The sequence below is a fragment of the Bifidobacterium cuniculi genome, from assembly GCF_000741575.1.
Classification (GTDB): domain Bacteria; phylum Actinomycetota; class Actinomycetes; order Actinomycetales; family Bifidobacteriaceae; genus Bifidobacterium; species Bifidobacterium cuniculi.
On the sequence record NZ_JGYV01000008.1, the window covers coordinates 23,381 to 40,961 of the forward strand.

The window sequence follows — 17,581 nt, forward strand, 5'->3', positions numbered from 1 at the left end:
CGGGACAATTACCTTGATGAATGGGGGTTTTGGGTGAACCAGAACGACTCGGCAACCGCTCGCTTTACCGATGGGGACGCAGTGCTCGTCCTCGAGGACGGACAGGTCTACGTGGGCGAGCCGTACGGTGCCCACGGCATCACCTTCGGCGAGATCGTCTTCTCCACTGCGATGACCGGCTACCAGGAAACGCTCACCGACCCGAGCTACGACCGCCAGATCGTAGTGCAGACCTTCCCGCACATCGGCGATACCGGCGTCAACGCCGAGGATCCCGAGTCGGTGCGCATCTGGGTGGCCGGGTACGTGGTGCGCGACCCCAGCATGAACGTGAGCAACTGGCGTGCCGACAGTTCCCTGGACGACGCACTGGTCGCACAGGGCATCGTGGGCATCAGCCACATCGATACGCGTAAGCTCGTGCGCCATCTGCGCACCGCAGGCGTCATGCGCGCGGGCATCTTCTCCGGTGAGGCGCTGCTCGCCGCTCCCGGCGAGGTGCGTTCCCTGGAATCCCTGCTCGAGGAGGTGCGCCAGGTCCCGCAGATGCAGGGCATGCGCCTCTTCGACGAGGTGAGCACCGACGAGGCCTACGTCATCGAACCCACTGGCGAGTTCGAAGGCAAGGAACCGGTAGCCACCGTGGCCGCGGTCGACTTGGGCATCAAGGCGATGACGCCGCAGCGCATGGCGGAACGTGGTTGCCGCGTGGTCGTCTTCCCTTCCGACGTGAGCCTCGAACAGCTCGAGGCCGTCAATCCCGACGGCGTCTTCTTCTCCAACGGCCCCGGCGATCCCGAACAGGCCGAGGACGTGGTCGAACTCCTGCGTGCCGTCCTCGACGCCGGTCACCCCTTCTTCGGCATCTGCTTCGGCAACCAGCTGCTGGGCCGCGCCTTGGGCTTCGGCACCTACAAGCTCAAGTTCGGCCACCGCGGCATCAACCAACCCGTCAAGGACGTGACCACCGGCAAGGTGGAGGTGACCGCCCACAACCATGGCTTTGCCGTGGACGCCCCGCTGGGCGAGACCGTGGACGCCCCCTATGACCATGGCCGCTACGGCAAGGTCTTCGTCAGCCACGTCGACCTCAACGACGACGTGGTCGAGGGGCTGCAATGCGTGGACATCCCCGCATTCTCCGTGCAGTACCATCCCGAGGCCGCGGCGGGTCCCCATGACGCGGCATACCTGTTCGACCGTTTCGTCGCCATGATGAACGCAGCCAAGGAGGAGAAGACGAATGCCTAAGCGCAACGACATCAAGTCGGTGATGGTGATCGGTTCCGGACCGATCGTCATCGGACAGGCCGCCGAGTTCGACTATTCGGGAACCCAGGCGTGCCGGGTCCTCCGCGAGGAAGGCATCCGCGTCATCCTGGTCAATTCCAACCCGGCCACCATCATGACGGACCCGGAGATGGCCGACGCCACCTACATCGAGCCGATTGCCGTGCCGATCCTCGAGAAGATCATCGCCAAGGAACGTCCGGACGCGCTCCTGCCCACCCTGGGTGGCCAGACCGCGCTCAACGCGGCGGTCGCCCTCGGCGAGGCCGGCGTCCTCGAGAAGTACGGCGTGGAACTCATCGGTGCCTCCCTCGAGGCCATCGACCGCGGCGAGGACCGTGAATCCTTCAAGAAGGTCGTCGAGGCGGCCGGTGCCGAATCCGCGCGCAGCGACATCGCCCACACCCTCGAGGAAGTGGATGCCATCGCCGAGCGCTTCGGCTTCCCCCTCGTGGTGCGCCCGAGCTTCACCATGGGCGGCCTGGGGTCCGGCATCGCGCATGACACCGAGGAACTCCACCGCATCGCAGGTGCCGGCATCCACTACTCTCCTACGGACGAGGTACTCATCGAGGAAGGCATCGAGGGCTGGAAGGAATACGAGCTGGAGCTCATGCGCGACCGCAACGACAACGTCGTGGTCGTCTGCCCGATCGAGAACGTCGACCCCGTGGGTGTGCACACCGGCGACTCCATCACCGTCGCCCCCGTGTTCACCCTCACCGACCGTGAATACCAGAAGCTGCGCGACATCGGCATCGCCATCATCCGCGGCGTGGGCGTGGACACCGGCGGCTGCAACATCCAGTTCGCCATCCATCCCGACACCGGCCGCATCATCGTCATCGAGATGAATCCGCGCGTCTCGCGTTCCTCTGCGCTCGCCTCGAAGGCCACCGGCTTCCCGATCGCCAAGATCGCCACCAAGCTGGCCCTCGGCTACACGCTCGACGAGATCCAGAACGACATCACCGAGTCCACGCCCGCCAGCTTCGAGCCGACCATCGACTACGTGGTCACCAAGGTGCCGCGCTTTGCCTTCGAGAAGTTCCCCGGCGCAGACCCCACCCTGACCACCTCCATGAAGTCCGTGGGCGAGGCCATGGCCCTGGCCGGCAACTTCGCCGAGTCCCTGGGCAAGGCCATGCGCTCCATCGACAAGCGTGACATGGGCTTCTCCTGGGATGGCGAACCCCCGGAGCGAGCCGAGGTCGAGGAACTGCTCGAGGCCATGAAGGTGCCCACCGAGCACCGCTACCTGCAGCTCATGCGCGCCATCTGGGGCGGCGCCACCGCCGAGGAGATCTACGCGGCCACGAAGATCGACCCGTGGTTCATCCGCCAGTTCCAGTACATCAACGAGGTCGCCCTCCAGGTGCGCGAGGCCGACACCCTCAGCGAGCGCATCCTGCGCAAGGCGAAGTTGGCCGGCCTGTCCGACCTGCAGATCGCACGGCTGCGCGGCCTGGGCGATGCCGGCGAGAACACCGTACGCGAACTGCGCTGGAACTACGGGCTGCACCCCGTGTACAAGACCGTCGACACCTGCGCCGCCGAATTCGACGCCGCCACCCCGTACTACTACTCGTGCTACGCCGAGGAGAGCGAGCTGCGCAAGCGCGACCGCGAGGCCGTGATCATCCTCGGCTCCGGCCCCAACCGCATCGGCCAGGGCATCGAGTTCGACTACACCTGCGTGCACGCCGTCCAGGAGCTCGGCAAGGACTATGACACGATCATGGTCAACTGCAACCCCGAGACCGTGTCCACCGACTATGACATGTCCGACCGCCTGTACTTCGAACCGCTCACCTTCGAGGACGTCCTGGAGATCTACGAGGCGGAGAAGAAGCAGGGACCAGTCAAGGGCGTCATCGTGCAGCTCGGCGGCCAGACGCCGCTGTCGCTCGCCGCGCGCCTCAAGGCAGCCGGCGTGCCGATCCTGGGCACGACGCCCGAGGCGATCGACCTGGCGGAGAACCGCGAGCTCTTCGGCGAGGTCCTGCGCTCCGAGAAGCTCAACGCGCCGCGCTTCGGCACCGCGCTGAGCCTGGAGGAGGCGCTGGAGGCGGCCCATTCGATCGGCTACCCGGTGCTGGTGCGCCCCAGCTACGTGCTCGGCGGCCGCGGCATGGAGATCGTCTACGACGATGCCCAGCTGGAGAAGTACGTCAACCGTGCGCTGAGCGAGGCCAGAGCGGACATGGTGGTCTCCGGGCGCCTGCCCTCGCCGCTGCTCATCGACAAGTTCCTCCAGGACGCCATCGAGATCGACGTCGACGCGCTGTTCGACGGCGAAGAGCTCTACATCGGCGGCATCATGGAGCACGTGGAGGAAGCCGGCGTCCACTCCGGCGACGCCGCCTGTACGCTGCCGCCGAGCACGCTGAGCGACGACCAGATCCGCCGCCTGCGCGAGGCCACCTACGCCATCGCCAAGGGCTGCTCCGTGCAGGGCCTGATCAACGTGCAGTACGCTTTCATGGCGAATACGCTGTACGTGATCGAGGCGAACCCGCGCGCCTCTCGCACCGTGCCCTTCGCATCCAAGGCAACCGGCGTGGCGCTGGCGAAGGCAGCGGCACGCATCATGGCAGGGGAGACCATCCGGCAGCAGCGCGACAACGGCCTGCTGCTGCCCCACGGCGACGGCGGTGACGTCCGCATCGGCCAGCAGGTCGCCGTCAAGGAGTCCGTGCTGCCCTTCAAGCGTTTCCGTACGCCCGTCGGCAAGACCGTCGACATCCTGCTGGGGCCCGAGATGCGCTCCACCGGCGAGGTCATGGGGTTTGACCGGGACTTCCCGCACGCCTTCGCCAAGAGCCAGCTGTCCGCCTACGAGGGTGGCCTGCCCACCAGCGGCGTCGCCTTCCTGTCCGTGAACGACACGGACAAGCGCCAGCTGCCGCTCTTCGCCACCCGTCTGGTGGAGCTTGGCTTCACCATCTGCGCCACCGGAGGCACCGCCTCGGTACTGCGCCGCTACGGCATCGACTGCGCCATCGTGGACAAGATCACCGCCCGCGTGGACAGCGATCCCGACGCCGGCGTGCAGGTGGAGCGTGCCGAGGGCAGCATCGGCAAGAACGTCGTCGAGCTCATCGAGGAGAACCGAATCGACCTGATCCTCAACACCCCGAACTCCCGCGGTTCGCGTTCCGACGGCTACTCCATCCGTGCCGCCGCCATCGCGGCGGACATCCCGCAGTTCACCACCATGACCGAGTTCTCCGCGGTGCTCCTGGCCATCGAGGCGGTCAAGGCCAACGACTACCAGGTGATGAGCATCCAGGAACATGCCCGCGAGCTGTTCGCGCTCGAGAGCGAGAGAAAGGCAGCCTGACCATGACACGTGACCCCAGTCCCGAGGAACGCCTGGCACTGCGCAGCGATTTCGGCCTGCGCCTGCGCAATTCGATGCAGCAGTACGGACCCCTGTGCGTGGGCATCGACCCGCACCGCCAGCTCCTCCTGGACTGGGGGTACGACGTGGATGCGGAGGGCGCGGAGCTCTTCGCCATGCGCATGCTGCAGGCGGCCAGCGGACGTGCCGCCGCCGTCAAGTTCCAGGCCTCCATGTTCGAACGCTACGGCTCCAAGGGAGTCGCGGCACTCGAGCGCGTGCTCTACGCGGCACGGCAGATCGGGCTGATCACCATCGTCGACTGTCTCCACGGAGGCCTGTCCACGACGATCCGCGCCTTCGCTGACGCCTATTTCAAGCCCGGCGCCCCGATGCTCGCCGACGCCATCACGCTGCTGCCGTATTACGGGGCGCGTTCCCTGGGTGACCTCATCGAGGAGGCGCTCAACAACGGCCGGGGCGTGTTCATCGCGTCGCTCACCTCGAATCCCGAAGGGGCCAGCCTGCAGACCGCCATCCGCCAGACCGGCGAATACAAGGGTAAGACGGTGGCCTACGGCATCGCCAGCACGGCGCAGAAATACAACAGGGAGGTCCCCGGCCTCGGTTCGGTCGGCCTGATCATCGGCGCCACCATCGGCCAGTGGCTGCAGGAAAGCGGCATCGCCCCCTCCAGCTTCACCGGCCCCATCCTCTCCCCGGGCTATGGTTGGCAGGGCGCCGAGGCCAAGGACCTCAAGACGGTGTTCCGCGGGACGCACGGCAACGTGCTCGTCACCGTGTCGCGCGCCATTGCGGAGCACGGTCCGGACATCCAGTCCCTGAGCCAGGCGACCGAAAGCATCGCGCTGGACGTACGCAGCGCACTGATGGCACAGTCCATGGAGGATGAGCAATGAGCCAACGTAACCGCCTGATCGTGCTGACCGGCCCCACCGCCGTCGGCAAGGGCACCGTCGAGGCCGCGCTGCGCGGCGAGCACCCCGGGGTGTGGGTGTCCGTATCCGCGACGACGCGTGCGCCCCGTCCCGGTGAAGTGGACGGCGTGACCTACTGGTTCATGGACGAGGAGGAGTTCCTCGCCAAGGAGAGGGCCGGCGAGTTCCTCGAGACCGCCGTGGTGCACGGCATGGCCCACTACGGCACGCCGCTGCGCCCCGTGGAGGAGCATCTGGCGATGGGCGTGCCCACGCTCCTCGAGATCGACCTGCAAGGCGCCCGCCGCGTCAAGGAACGCGCCGCCGAACTGGGGCTCGAGGTCGTCTACGTGTTCCTGGCGCCGCCGAGCTTCGACGAGCTCGTCGCGCGCCTCAAGGGCCGCGGCACGGAGACGCCGGAACAACAGGCGAAGCGCTTGGAGACCGCGCGTGTGGAACTTGCCGCGGAGGACGAGTTCGACGTGACCATCGTCAACAACACCGTCGAACAGGCAGCCCACGACCTGTGGCAGGTCATCGCGCAGGAGTACGGCATCCGATGACGCTCCGGGGAGCAGCACCGACCGACCTCGGCCAGCTGCTGGACCTGTACCTGCATCTGCATGAGGACAGCATCCCCCAAGAGGACGCCCATCTGCGCGCCACATGGCAACAGATCCTGGACGACCCGAACCATCACGTGATCGTATGCGAGGAAGACGGTCGCATCGTCTCCTCCTGCGTCTGCGTCGTCATCCCGAACCTCACCAGGGGAGTGCGCCCCTACGCCTTCGTCGAGAACGTGGTGACGAGGCAGGACGCCCGCGGCCGCGGCCATGCCACGCCATGCCTGGACCGGGCGCGTGAACTGGCCATGGCGGCCGGCTGCTACAAGATGATGCTGCTCACCGGTTCGAAGGATCCGTCCACGCTCGACTTCTACCGTCATGCCGGCTACAACAGTGCCGACAAGACGGCCTTCATCCAATGGCTGTAGGCACGCCGAGCGAGGACAGTACATATATGAACCGCCGTCGGTTCGCCACATCGCGGTGGAAGACGTGGGCGATGCGCACGACGCCGCAACGAGTGAGCGCGGCGTCGCGTTCGCGTTCGTCCACAACGCGTTGCGCGGTGGAACTGCCGCCCTTCATCCGTTCGCTCGTGTATTTCTCCAGGCCGTCGTATTCCAACACCACGAGTGTGCCGTCGGGCAGCACCCACAGGAAGTCGACGCGGTAGCACTTGCCGGTCTGCGGATCGCGCAGTTCCACCTGCAGCTGCGGCCTGGCGAAGCCAAGTTCGATGATGGTGGCGCGCACCCAGGATTCACCGCCGTTCTCGCTGCAGGGGTCGGCATGGTGCAACAGGCGATGCACACGCGAGCAGTCGCGACGTTGCCGCCCGCATTCGGCCAGTATCCGCGCCGGCTGCACGCCGAGTCGCAGTGCCGAGTCGAAGACGCCCAGTGCATGGCAGAAAGGAAGGATGAGTGCACAGTCGATGAGCGTATGGATATGGTCGGTGACGCGCAGGCCGTCGACGGTGAGGATGGACGCACCGCGGCGGGCATGGTAGACGATGGGGCTGTTGCGGGCTCCTGGTACGCGGCCGGAAGGTACCGTGCAATGGATGGTGCCATCGAGCGCGCCCCATCCGACCCAGAATCCGAGGATGACGGCGGCGGTGACCCCGGCGAAGATGCGCGTGGGATATTTTTCCTGCACGGTGCGTGCCAACCGCATCGTGCGGTCGGTGGGGGAGAGCTGCGCCCATGTATTCGCTGCGGTGAAGCAGTTGGGCAATGGTTCGACAAGTTCGTGATGCCGCACGCGGTTGCGCATGGCCTCGCAGTCCGGGCGACTGGCGGCGAAGGCCAGGCGGCACTCCTGGTTCGCCTCGTCAAGCAGCCTGGTGATATTCGGATTGTTGCGCATCACGGTCCTTCCTCTGCATGGGCGATACGTCCCACGCTAGGAGAACCGTGATGGGGAAAACAAGTGCGCAAGGGGAATGTGGTCGGACGCCCCGCATCCGGCGTTGCTGCGCTCCCCTTCGTCTGGCTTTCCGTGCCAGATGGACACGGAAAGCCAGACAAGCAGCACCGTTTATCTGGCTTTCCGTGTGGTTGTGACACGAAAAGCCAGACAAAGGGGAAAAATCAGGCGAGGCCGGAGAGGCGGTTGATGAGCTCCGGGTCGCGGGTGGCGCCCTTGTCGGCGGAACGCGCGAAGGCGGCGAAGGCCTTGAGGGCCTGGCTGACCACGCGGTCACGGTGCGCCACGTAGCCGTCGCCGGCTTCGAGCTTGCGGCGGCGTTCGGCGAGTTCCTCGTCGCTCAGCTCCACGTTGATGGTGCGGTTGGGGATGTCGATGTCGATGACGTCACCGTTCTCCACCAGCGCGATCGGGCCGCCGCTGGCAGCCTCGGGCGCCACATGGCCGATCGACAGGCCGGAGGAGCCACCCGAGTAGCGGCCGTCGGTGATCAACGCCACTTCCTTGCCGATGCCCTTGCCCTTGACGAAGGACGTGGGGTAGAGCATCTCCTGCATGCCCGGGCCGCCCTTGGGGCCTTCGTAGCGGATGATGAGCGCCTGGCCCGGCTTGAGGGTGTCGTTGAGGATCACCTCGATGGCCTGCTCCTGGGACTCTACCACGAGCGCCGGCCCGCGGAACTTCCAGATTTCCTTGGGCACGCCGGCCGTCTTCACCACGCAGCCGTCGGGAGCGAGGTTGCCGCGCAACACCGCCAGGCCGCCCTCGGTGACCGCCGGATGGTCGATGTCATGGATCGCACCGTGCTCGCGGTCGCGGTCGAGCTCCTCGAAGGTGGTCTCGTGCGTCCACGGCTCGGGGGAGACGATGCCACCCGGTGCCGCCTTGAAGAAGTCCTGCGCCTCCTGGGTGCACGTGTCGCGCATGATGTCCCAGTCGGCGAGCTTCGCCTCGAGGGAGGGGTAATCCACCGAATGCACGTCGCGGTGCAGCTTGCCGGCACGGTCGAGCTCGCCCAGGATGCCGGTGATGCCGCCGGCACGGTGCACGTCGGAGATCTCCCATTCGCCCGAGGGCGACGCCTTGCAGATGCACGGCACCGTGTGCGAGATGCGCTCGATGTCGTCGAGCGTGAAATCCACGTCCGCGCTCTGCGCCATCGCCAGGATGTGCAGCACCGTATTGGTGGAGCCGCCCATCGCCACGTCCATGGTCATCGCGTTCTCGAAGGCGTGCTTCGTGGCAATCGACCGCGGCAGCACGCTCTCGTCGTCCTCCTGGTAGTAGCGGTTCGCGATGTCCACCACGGTCTGCGCGGCACGCTCGAAGAGGCGCTTGCGGTAGCCGTGCGAGGCGAGCACCGTGCCGTTGCCCGGCAGTGCCAGGCCGATCGCCTCATTGAGGCAGTTCATCGAGTTCGCCGTGAACATGCCCGCGCAGGAACCGCAGGTGGGGCACACCGTGCGCTCGTAGGCGAGCAGGTCCTCGTCGGTCATCGTGTCGTCCGCCGACGCATACATCACGTCGATCAGGTCGGTGTTCTCCTTGACGGTGCCGTCGGGCAGCACCGTGGTGCCGGCCTCCATCGGGCCGCCGGAGACGAAGACGGTGGGGATGTTCAGGCGCAGCGCCGCCATGAGCATGCCCGGCGTGATCTTGTCGCAGTTCGAGATGCAGATCAGCGCGTCCGCACAGTGCGCGTTGACCTGGTACTCCACGGTGTCCGCGATGATCTCGCGGCTGGGCAGCGAGTAGAGCATGCCCGTGTGTCCCATCGCGATGCCGTCGTCCACCGCCATGGTGTTGAACTCGCGGGGGATGCCGCCCGCCTGCTTGACGGCCTCGGACACCAGCCGGCCGACCTTGTTGAGGTGCACGTGGCCGGGCACGAACTCGTCGAAGGAGTTGGCAATGGCGACGATCGGCTTGCCGAAGTCCTTGCCGTCGACGCCGGCCGCACGGTAGAGTGCGCGGGCACCGGCGAAGATACGTCCATTCATGATTTTCGCAGATCGCATTTCCATGGCAACCATTCAACCCGAACGGCGCGGGAAATCCATGCCTCGGGGCCACATGCTGGAAAACATTTGACAAATCCCCACAAATCGGCGCGGTTGCGCGGTACAGTCCCCCCGGTATCATGGGTCGACTGGAAACAATGTTCATGCACATGTTTTGGAGGCACCACCATGGCATTCGGTACCGAACCCACCCCCACCGGACTTGCGAACCCGCCGATCGACGACCTCATGGAGCACGCCGACTCCAAGTACGCGCTTGCCATCTTCGCCGCCAAGCGCGCGCGCCAGATCAACTCCTACTTCACGCAGCTCAACGAGGGCCTGCTGCAGAACGTCGGCCCGCTGGTCGAGTACCAGAGCCAGGAGAAGCCACTGTCCATCGCCTTCCGCGAGATCAACGAAGGCCTGCTCGAGGAGACCCTCGGCGAGGACGACCTGACCGAAGGCAACTGACCGACAGAACCGAACCCCGCACCGGCAACACAAGGAGCATCGCCCCATGACAGAGCGCAAGCTGATTTCCGCCGAATCCGTCACCGAAGGACACCCGGACAAGATCTGCGACCAGATCTCCGATGCCGTCCTCGACGACCTGCTGCGGCAGGACCCGCATTCGCACGTCGCCGTGGAGACCTGCGCGACCACCGGACAGTTCATGGTCTTCGGCGAAGTGACCAGTGAGGGATATTCAGACATCCAGCACATCGTGCGTTCCGTGGTGCGCGACATCGGCTACACCAGTTCGGAGGTCGGCCTCGACGCCGACTCCTGCGGCGTGCTCGTGGCACTGACGGAGCAGAGCCCGGAGATCAATCAGGGCGTGGCGCGCCTGAGCGCGGCCCAGGAAAGCGCCGTCTCGCGCGAGGAACGCTACGAAGCGCAGGGTGCCGGCGACCAAGGTGTCATGTTCGGCTACGCCAGCGACGAAACCGAGGTGCTCATGCCGCTGCCGATCCATCTGGCACACCGTCTGGCGCACCGCCTGACCGAGGTGCGCAAGCAGCAGGAAGTGCCATACCTGCGGCCGGACGGCAAGACGCAGGTGACCATCGAATACGACGACGCCGCCCGTCCGGTGCGCGTGGACACGGTGCTCATCTCCACGCAGCACGATCCGGCCGTGACCCAGGAATGGCTGCGCGGACAGCTCAAGGAGCACGTGATCGAGCCGGTGCTCGATCACGTGTTGGGCGACGCGGTCCGCCATGACGACTACCGCGTGCTGGTCAATCCCACCGGTTCCTTCATCATGGGCGGCCCGGCCGCTGACGCCGGCCTGACCGGCCGCAAGATCATCGTCGACACCTATGGCGGCGCCGCACACCACGGCGGCGGCGCCTTCTCCGGCAAGGACCCCAGCAAGGTCGACCGTTCCGCCGCCTATGCCGCACGATGGGTGGCCAAGAACATCGTGGCCGCAGGCCTGGCACATCGCGTGGAGGTGCAGGTCGCCTACGCTATCGGCGTCGCCGAGCCGGTGAGCATCAACGTGGAGACCTATGGCACTGAGTCCGACGGCATGTCGCGCGAGCGCATCCAGCGTGCCGTCCGCCGCGTTTTCGACCTGCGGCCGGCCGCCATCGTCGACGAACTCGACCTGATGCGGCCCATCTACGCGAAGACCGCCGCCTACGGACATTTCGGCCGTACCGATGTCGACTTCCCGTGGGAAGCGACGAACCGCGTCGAGGCACTTAGGGAAGCCATCGCCGAAGACGGCGAATGATGCACCGGACAGTGGCGCCGCACCCCATGACGGGGTGCGGCGCCTTTTTCCTGCGGCGAACGCATGGCACGGCACTGGTCCCGCCGACTCCTAGACTTGGCAGGAACACCGGAACACACAAGGAGGCGACCCCATGACAGCCATGAATGTCGGACAGATGGCGGCCCTGTTCATCAAGCCGGACGCACCGTTGCGCATCGTTGCGTTCGACGGTTCGTCGTACGGCAGCGAAGACGCACCGTTGACGATCGAGGTGCGCAACTCGCGCGCAGTCTACTATCTGGTCAACTCCCCGAACGACCTCGGACTGGCACGCGCCTACCTGCAGGGGGACATCGACTCGCCCCAGCTGGTACCCGGCAACCCATACGAACTGTTCAAGAGCCTGGTGGCCGTCAAGCCCTACCTGCGCACCCCATCCCCGGCCCAACTGGCGCGTGCGCTGGCATCCGTCGCCTCCCACGGCTGGAAGCGTCCCGAACCTCCCTCCATCGAGGGGCCGGGCAAGATGCGCCGCATCAGCGAGGGGCTTCTGCCCCACACCAAGGCGGGGGACTCCGCCACCGTCAGCTACCACTACGACCAGTCCAACGACTTCTACGCATTGTTCCTGGGACCGTCCATGACCTACACCTGCGCGGTGTTCGACTCGCCTGACACCACGCTCGAACAGGCCCAGCGCAACAAGCTCGACCTGGTGCTGGACAAGCTCGGCCTGCAGTCCGGACAGCGCCTGCTGGACATCGGATGCGGCTGGGGCTCCATGGAAATCGCGGCGGCCAAGCGCGGCATCAAGGTCCTGGGCGTGACCCTGTCCGAGGAGCAGGTCGAATGGGGACAGCGCTGGATCCACGACGAAGGGCTCGACGACCTCGCCGAGATTCGCCTCATGGATTACCGTGACGTGCCCGAAGGGGACTTCGACGGCATCTGCTCGATCGGCATGATGGAACACGTAGGCCATAAGCATTACCCTGCCTATTTCCAGGAGATCTACGCCAAGCTCAAGCCCGGCGCGATGCTGCTCAACCACCAGATCACCCGCTGCAACTCGAACCAGGGCAAGAAGGCCGGCCTGTTCATCGACCGCTACATCTTCCCCGACGGCGAGCTGTCCAGCCCGGCGGAGATCGAGATGACCATCCAGGACTGCGGCTTCGAGGTGATCAACCAGGAGAACCTGCGCCAGCACTACGCCATGACCCTGCACCACTGGAACGAGAACCTTGCCGCGCACTGGGACGAGGCCGTGTCCATGGTCGGGGAGCCCAAGGCGCGGCTGTGGGGCCTGTACATGGCCGGCTGCGCGGTGAACTTCGAGATGAACCACATCCAGGTCCACCAGTTCCTGGCCATCAAGCCGGATGCGGACGGCACCGGCACCTATCCGCTGCGCCCCTGGTGGCCCCGGCACTGAGCCACGGCTCGACGGCCCGGCAAAACGGCACCCTGCGTGCCGTTTTGCCGGGCCGTGTTTGTACACTGGGCGGCACCATGGAAGATGACGAGGTGATGCAGCCGGCCTTCGACGGCATGGCAGAACGCAAACGCAAGCCCCGGCGCAAGGCGCAACGGGTACCGGCCGCCACGCTGCCCATCGCGCGGGTGGTGCTGGATGTGCAGGCCACCCACCTGGGCCAGCCCTTCGACTACCTGGTCGACGCGAGACAGTCGGAGGCCGCCCAGCCGGGATGCCTGGTACGCGTGCGCTTCGGTGCCCAGCGGGTCACCGGCATCATCTGGGAACGGGCCGAACGGCCCGAATCCTCCTCGCACACCCTGCGCTACGTGGAGCGGGTCCTGTCCCCGGTGGTGGTGCACGACCAGATGCGCCGTGACATCACCGCCGTCGCTGACGCCTACGGCGGCACCCGCGCCAATATCGTCCGTGTGGCGGTCCCCACTCGTGTGGCCAGGATCGAGGCGGCGCAGGACCGCGGTTCCTGTGCCGTCGACCTGCGCGAGCGCAGTGCGCAGGCCTGCACGCAGCTGGGGCCGTTCCTGGCGCGCGCAGTCGAGCATGCCCATGCCCTGGCCGAAGCCATCCAGACGGAAGGATTCCGCTCGTTGGTCCTGGACACCTTGCCCGGGACCGCACCGTTGCGTTGCCTGGCCTACGCCATGTGCCGCGCACTGGCGTCGGGGAAGACAGCCGTCGCCATACTGCCCGGCATGCGCGAGACCTGGGACCTCATGCATGTCCTCAACACATGCGGCCTGACCGCCTTTGCGCCGACGGGCGACGACACGGACTCACCGTACGGGGGAGACGTGGCGGTCCTGTCCGCCACCACCACGCCGGCCGAGCGTTACCGTGCCTACTATGCGGTCACCAACGGCCAGGTCAAGTGCGTGATCGGCACCCGCAGCGCCATGTATGCGCCGGTGTCCGGACGTGCCTTGTTCGCCGTCATGGACGATGACGCCTATCAATATGCGGACGGTTTCATGCCCTATGCGAATGCGCGCGGCGTATGCCGTCTGCGGGCCAGCCTGCACGAAGGCACCTTCCTGGCGCTCGGGCAGGCGAGGAGCGTGCTCAGCGAATGGGAGGCGTCTGCCCGGACCGGATGCGAACCGCCCGTGGCGGGTCCCAGCACTGCCTTCCATCCACCCGTCGACGCCACGCGTGCCGCCGTGCCGCCGATCCGCTGGCTCAACCGCAACGAGCTGGCGCGCCTGGCCGATCCGAGCATCGGGGCCCGCGTGCCCCATACGGCAGTGCGCGTGCTGTCCCGCGCCTTGCAATCGGGCCCCGTGTTGCTCTCCATTCCCGAGGACGGCATCACCGAGTCGCTCAGTTGCGCGCAATGCCTCCGGCAGGCGCGGTGCCTGCGCTGCAGCGGCCCGCTGGAACGCGTCGCTCCCGGCACCGCGCCACGGTGCCGATGGTGCGGCGCCGGGGCCGTGGGCTGGCATTGCCGGCAGTGCGGCGGCGACCGCTTCCGCGTCATCAGGGTGGGCGCTGCCGGCACCGTCCAGGAACTCCAGGGACTGTTCCGCGGCATCCCCATCCTGGTGTCCGGCAAACACCAGCCGCAGGGCGTGGTGGAGCAGGTGCAGGACGCGCCGCTGATCGTGGTCGCCGCCCCCGGCGCCGAACCGCGGGTGCGCGGCGGCGCCTACCGTGCGGTCGCCATCCTGGACGCCTGGACGAGCCTGTACGAGCAGCGCATCGATGCGCGCATCGACGTGTTGCGCAACTGGATGCGTGCCATGTCCCTGTGTGCGTCGCGCACCGACGGCGGCCAGGGGCTGCTGTGCGGGGAGACCGACCCGCTGATCGCCCGATCGCTCATGACCTGGGACGCGCGCGTGCTCGCCCAGGCCGAACTGCAGGATCGCCGTGAGGCCATGCTGCCCCCGACCGTGGGCGCCGCCCGCGTGTGGGGACGCCGGGACGCCGTGGCGCACGCGTTGCACGAGATCGGCGTCCTGGAAGGCGACTGGGCCACGATCGAGCACGACGGCCAGCCCATACCGGCCGTGCTCGGCCCCGTGCCCTTCCCGCCGGGGCCGACGGTGGACGCGCGAGAACTTGAGGAGATGGGCGACCGGGTGAAGGCAGTCGTCCTGGTGCCCCTGGAACGGCGTGGTGAGCTCGCGGTGAGGTTGCGCACCGCCGTGGCACGCCATGTGGCCGCCCGCGAAGGCGGCGAGCTGCGCTTCATGGTGGATCCCAAGGACCTGCTGTAGGAGAACCTGCGCGCCGGCTGTTGCCAGAGCGAACAAAGGCGTCCACGGCAGCCGGTGCCATTAGGATGGGATGGACCCAAGCATCAGAAGGAGAGCATGGATGTTACGCGTATTGTTTGCCGGCACCCCCGAGACGGCAGTCCCGTCGCTGCGCATGTTGGCGCATGACCATGAGCATTTCGAGGTGGTGGCCGTGTTGACCAATCCCGACGCCCCCGCGGGCCGCGGCCGCAAGCTCACGCCCAGCCCGGTCAAGCAGGCCGCCCTGGAACTGGACCTGCCGGTCATGGAATGCGATCCGCGCGAGGACACCTTCCCGGCGGCATTGCAGGCCACCGGGGCCCAGGTCGGCGTGGTGGTCGCCTATGGGCGCATCCTGCGCCAGAAGGTCCTGGACGCCTTGCCGATGGGGTGGGTCAACCTGCATTTCTCGTTGCTGCCGCAATGGCGCGGTGCCGCACCGGTGCAGCGTGCCATCTGGGCGGGGGAGGCACTGACCGGCACGTCGGTCTTCAAGCTGACCGCCGGCATGGACACCGGTCCGGTCCTGGCACAGTCCACGACGCGCATCGGCGCGCACGAGAGCGCTGGCGAGCTCCTGGGGCGCCTCGCCGAGGACGGCGCGCACCTGTTGGCCGCATCGCTCAACGCCTGGGAGGAAGGGCAGGTCACGCCGGTCGACCAGCCGGAAGGCGTCTACGAGGTCGCCGCCAAGATCAGTCATGAGGATGCACACATGCGCTTCGACGTGCCCGCCTTCGCCCTCGACCGTCAGGTGCGTGCCTGCACGCCGAACCCGGGTGCCTGGTGCTTCCTGCACCACGACGGCGACGATGGCCAGTCCACCGTGTTGCACGTGGCGAAGGCCGCCCCGACCTCCCCCGAGGACGACCAGGTGTCGCATGGCCTCAAGCCGGGTGCACTCGCCGTGGACAAGCACCATGTGTGGGTCGGCACGAAGAGCGACCCGCTGGAGCTGCTTCTCGTCAAGCCGCAGGGCAAGAAGGAGATGACCGCGGACCAGTGGGCGAGGGGAGCCAGGCTGGCGGACAACGCCTTCCTGGACTGACGGCTCAGTGACGCAGGTACGCCAATACCTGCATGAGGTCGCGTGTCTCGATGGCGTGCGGCGCGACGGCACGGACCGCAGGCTTGGCACAGAACGCGATGCCCAGGCCGGCCGCGTCGATCATCGGCAGGTCGTTGGCGCCGTCGCCGACGGCCACGGTCTGCGCCATGTCGATGCCGTTGTCGCCGGCCCACTGGCGCAGCGCCTGCAGCTTGACATCCTTGGTCACGATGGGGCCGTCCACGGTGCCGGTCAGGGTGCCGCTCCCCTCGTCGCGGCCAAGGCGGTTGGCGATTCGGTAGTCGAGGCCGGCGTCGACGGCGAGACGGTCCACGATTTCGTGGAAACCGCCGGAGACGACGCCCACCTTCCAGCCGTTTTCGTGCAGGATGTCGATGAGCTGCAGGGCGCCGTCCGTGAAATGCAGGGACCGGTAGACGTCGTCGAACACGGACAGCGGCAACCCCTTCAGCAACGCCACCCGTGCCTCGAGCGCCTGCGCGAAATCGAGCTCGCCGTTCATGGCACGTGCCGTGATGGAGGCGATGCGTGCCCCAAGGCCCGCGGCGGCACCCAGCTCGTCGATGACCTCCTCGTCGATGAGGGTGGAATCCACGTCCATCACCAGCAGGCCGGGACGGCGCAGGGAGGGCAACTCGTCAAGAACTTGAAAAAACTGGGAGCTCATGCTTCCGATTGTCGAAAAACATTGGGACAATGACCATCATGACCTTTTCCACCATTCTCGTACAGGCCCCCGTGACCCAGCAGCTGGAATGCGCCACCGGCTCCGATGGCATCATCGGTTCCATGACCGCATGGCTCATCACGCTCATGGAGCACATCGGCGGCTTCGGGGTGGCCCTGGCCATCGCCCTGGAATCCATCTTCCCGCCCATCCCCAGCGAGATCATCCTGCCTCTCGCCGGCTTCACCGCGGCGCGCGGCAGCATGTCGCTGGCCGCTGCCGTCATCTGGGCGACCGTCGGCTCGCTCCTCGGTGCCTGGGCACTCTACGGCATCGCCAGGTGGGTGGGGCTGCACCGCATCCACAAGGCGGTCGACTACCTGCCCGGCGTCGCCCGCAAGGACGTGGACAAGGCGGACCAATGGTTCAACAGGTACGGCAGCTGGTCCGTGCTCCTCGGCCGCATCATCCCCGTCGTACGCTCCCTCATCTCCATCCCCGCCGGCTTCAACCGCATGAACTTCCTGCAGTTCTCGCTGTGGACCTTCTTGGGGTCGGCCGTATGGAACAGCGTGCTGGTGACCGCCGGCTACCTGCTCGGTGACCAATGGTGCTCCATCCTCGGGGTGCTCAACGTCTTCGAGGACGTGGTCATCGCCGCCTTCGCCATCGCCGTCGTGTGCTTCGCGGTGCACTGGGTTCGCAATTTGGTACGCGAACGCCGCGAGACACGGCAAGCGCAGTACGATGGCACCGGCGCGAATGAGCGTTGAAGTCAGCCGGACGGCATGCGTACGATGTACGTGCCGTCCG

14 protein-coding genes are annotated in these 17,581 nt (G+C 66.6%); 11 read left to right on the forward strand and 3 right to left on the reverse strand.

The annotated features are described in order from the left end of the window. Positions 1-33 precede the first annotated feature (33 nt). The 5 genes from carA to BCUN_RS05570 are packed head-to-tail and all read left to right on the forward strand — an operon-like array spanning position 34 to position 6,568. Positions 34-1,251 (forward strand): glutamine-hydrolyzing carbamoyl-phosphate synthase small subunit, encoded by a 1,218-nt coding sequence (gene carA, locus BCUN_RS05550; protein ID WP_033515849.1) that lies wholly within the window; start codon positions 34-36, stop codon positions 1,249-1,251. After that, on the forward strand, positions 1,244-4,633 hold the full coding sequence (carB, locus tag BCUN_RS05555; protein ID WP_033515851.1) for a carbamoyl-phosphate synthase large subunit: 3,390 nt from the start codon (positions 1,244-1,246) through the stop codon (positions 4,631-4,633). The genes carA and carB overlap by 8 nt, the downstream gene beginning before the upstream one ends. A gap of 2 nt (positions 4,634-4,635) precedes the next feature. Continuing rightward, the gene (gene pyrF / locus BCUN_RS05560) at positions 4,636-5,553 is read left to right on the forward strand and encodes an orotidine-5'-phosphate decarboxylase (protein ID WP_033515853.1); all 918 of its coding nucleotides are present in this window, start codon (positions 4,636-4,638) and stop codon (positions 5,551-5,553) included. After that, positions 5,550-6,134, forward strand: coding sequence for a guanylate kinase (gene gmk / locus BCUN_RS05565; protein ID WP_033515855.1), 585 nt, complete (start codon positions 5,550-5,552; stop codon positions 6,132-6,134). Before pyrF ends, gmk begins: the two co-directional genes overlap by 4 nt. Further along, positions 6,131-6,568, forward strand: a complete 438-nt coding sequence (locus BCUN_RS05570) for a GNAT family N-acetyltransferase (protein ID WP_033515857.1) — start codon at positions 6,131-6,133, stop codon at positions 6,566-6,568. The genes gmk and BCUN_RS05570 overlap by 4 nt, the downstream gene beginning before the upstream one ends. Here BCUN_RS05570 and BCUN_RS05575 read toward each other — a convergent pair. Beyond that, a complete protein-coding gene (locus tag BCUN_RS05575; protein WP_152598073.1) occupies positions 6,552-7,511 on the reverse strand; it encodes a hypothetical protein in 960 nt (319 codons plus the stop codon). The genes BCUN_RS05570 and BCUN_RS05575 overlap by 17 nt on opposite strands. A 221-nt stretch (positions 7,512-7,732) precedes the next feature. Next, the gene (ilvD, locus tag BCUN_RS05580; RefSeq protein ID WP_033515876.1) at positions 7,733-9,592 is read right to left on the reverse strand and encodes a dihydroxy-acid dehydratase; all 1,860 of its coding nucleotides are present in this window, start codon (positions 9,590-9,592) and stop codon (positions 7,733-7,735) included. Between the two features lie 165 nt (positions 9,593-9,757). Here ilvD and rpoZ point away from each other — a divergent pair, with 165 nt between their 5' ends. The 5 genes from rpoZ to fmt all read left to right on the forward strand — a co-directional run bounded on the left by rpoZ (position 9,758) and on the right by fmt (position 16,080). Next, positions 9,758-10,042, forward strand: a complete 285-nt coding sequence (gene rpoZ, locus BCUN_RS05585) for a DNA-directed RNA polymerase subunit omega (protein ID WP_033515859.1) — start codon at positions 9,758-9,760, stop codon at positions 10,040-10,042. A gap of 46 nt (positions 10,043-10,088) precedes the next feature. Next, positions 10,089-11,315 carry a methionine adenosyltransferase gene (gene metK / locus BCUN_RS05590; RefSeq protein ID WP_033515860.1) on the forward strand — a complete coding sequence of 409 codons (1,227 nt, stop codon included), beginning with the start codon at positions 10,089-10,091 and terminating at the stop codon, positions 11,313-11,315. A 133-nt stretch (positions 11,316-11,448) separates the two neighbouring features. Next, positions 11,449-12,732 carry a class I SAM-dependent methyltransferase gene (locus tag BCUN_RS05595; protein WP_033515861.1) on the forward strand — a complete coding sequence of 428 codons (1,284 nt, stop codon included), beginning with the start codon at positions 11,449-11,451 and terminating at the stop codon, positions 12,730-12,732. Positions 12,733-12,809: 77 nt separating this feature from the next. Further along, positions 12,810-15,011, forward strand: a complete 2,202-nt coding sequence (locus BCUN_RS05600; protein ID WP_033515862.1) for a primosomal protein N' — start codon at positions 12,810-12,812, stop codon at positions 15,009-15,011. A gap of 100 nt (positions 15,012-15,111) precedes the next feature. After that, positions 15,112-16,080 carry a methionyl-tRNA formyltransferase gene (gene fmt / locus BCUN_RS05605; protein WP_033515863.1) on the forward strand — a complete coding sequence of 323 codons (969 nt, stop codon included), beginning with the start codon at positions 15,112-15,114 and terminating at the stop codon, positions 16,078-16,080. A 4-nt stretch (positions 16,081-16,084) separates the two neighbouring features. Here fmt and serB read toward each other — a convergent pair whose 3' ends face one another. Next, positions 16,085-16,768, reverse strand: coding sequence for a phosphoserine phosphatase SerB (gene serB, locus BCUN_RS05610; protein ID WP_033515865.1), 684 nt, complete (start codon positions 16,766-16,768; stop codon positions 16,085-16,087). 38 nt (positions 16,769-16,806) lie between these two features. Between serB and BCUN_RS05615 the strand changes: the two genes are divergently transcribed. After that, positions 16,807-17,541 (forward strand): DedA family protein, encoded by a 735-nt coding sequence (locus tag BCUN_RS05615; RefSeq protein ID WP_051920853.1) that lies wholly within the window; start codon positions 16,807-16,809, stop codon positions 17,539-17,541. Positions 17,542-17,581 lie beyond the last annotated feature (40 nt).

Coding starts and splice junctions, on each gene's coding strand:
- carB (WP_033515851.1), top strand. CDS start 1,244: ATGCCTAAGCGCAACGACATCAAGTCGGTGATGGTGATCGGTTCCGGA.
- pyrF (WP_033515853.1), top strand. CDS start 4,636: ATGACACGTGACCCCAGTCCCGAGGAACGCCTGGCACTGCGCAGCGAT.
- gmk (WP_033515855.1), top strand. CDS start 5,550: ATGAGCCAACGTAACCGCCTGATCGTGCTGACCGGCCCCACCGCCGTC.
- BCUN_RS05570 (WP_033515857.1), top strand. CDS start 6,131: ATGACGCTCCGGGGAGCAGCACCGACCGACCTCGGCCAGCTGCTGGAC.
- ilvD (WP_033515876.1), bottom strand. CDS start 9,592: ATGGAAATGCGATCTGCGAAAATCATGAATGGACGTATCTTCGCCGGT.
- rpoZ (WP_033515859.1), top strand. CDS start 9,758: ATGGCATTCGGTACCGAACCCACCCCCACCGGACTTGCGAACCCGCCG.
- metK (WP_033515860.1), top strand. CDS start 10,089: ATGACAGAGCGCAAGCTGATTTCCGCCGAATCCGTCACCGAAGGACAC.
- BCUN_RS05595 (WP_033515861.1), top strand. CDS start 11,449: ATGACAGCCATGAATGTCGGACAGATGGCGGCCCTGTTCATCAAGCCG.
- BCUN_RS05600 (WP_033515862.1), top strand. CDS start 12,810: ATGGAAGATGACGAGGTGATGCAGCCGGCCTTCGACGGCATGGCAGAA.
- fmt (WP_033515863.1), top strand. CDS start 15,112: ATGTTACGCGTATTGTTTGCCGGCACCCCCGAGACGGCAGTCCCGTCG.
- serB (WP_033515865.1), bottom strand. CDS start 16,768: ATGAGCTCCCAGTTTTTTCAAGTTCTTGACGAGTTGCCCTCCCTGCGC.
- BCUN_RS05615 (WP_051920853.1), top strand. CDS start 16,807: ATGACCTTTTCCACCATTCTCGTACAGGCCCCCGTGACCCAGCAGCTG.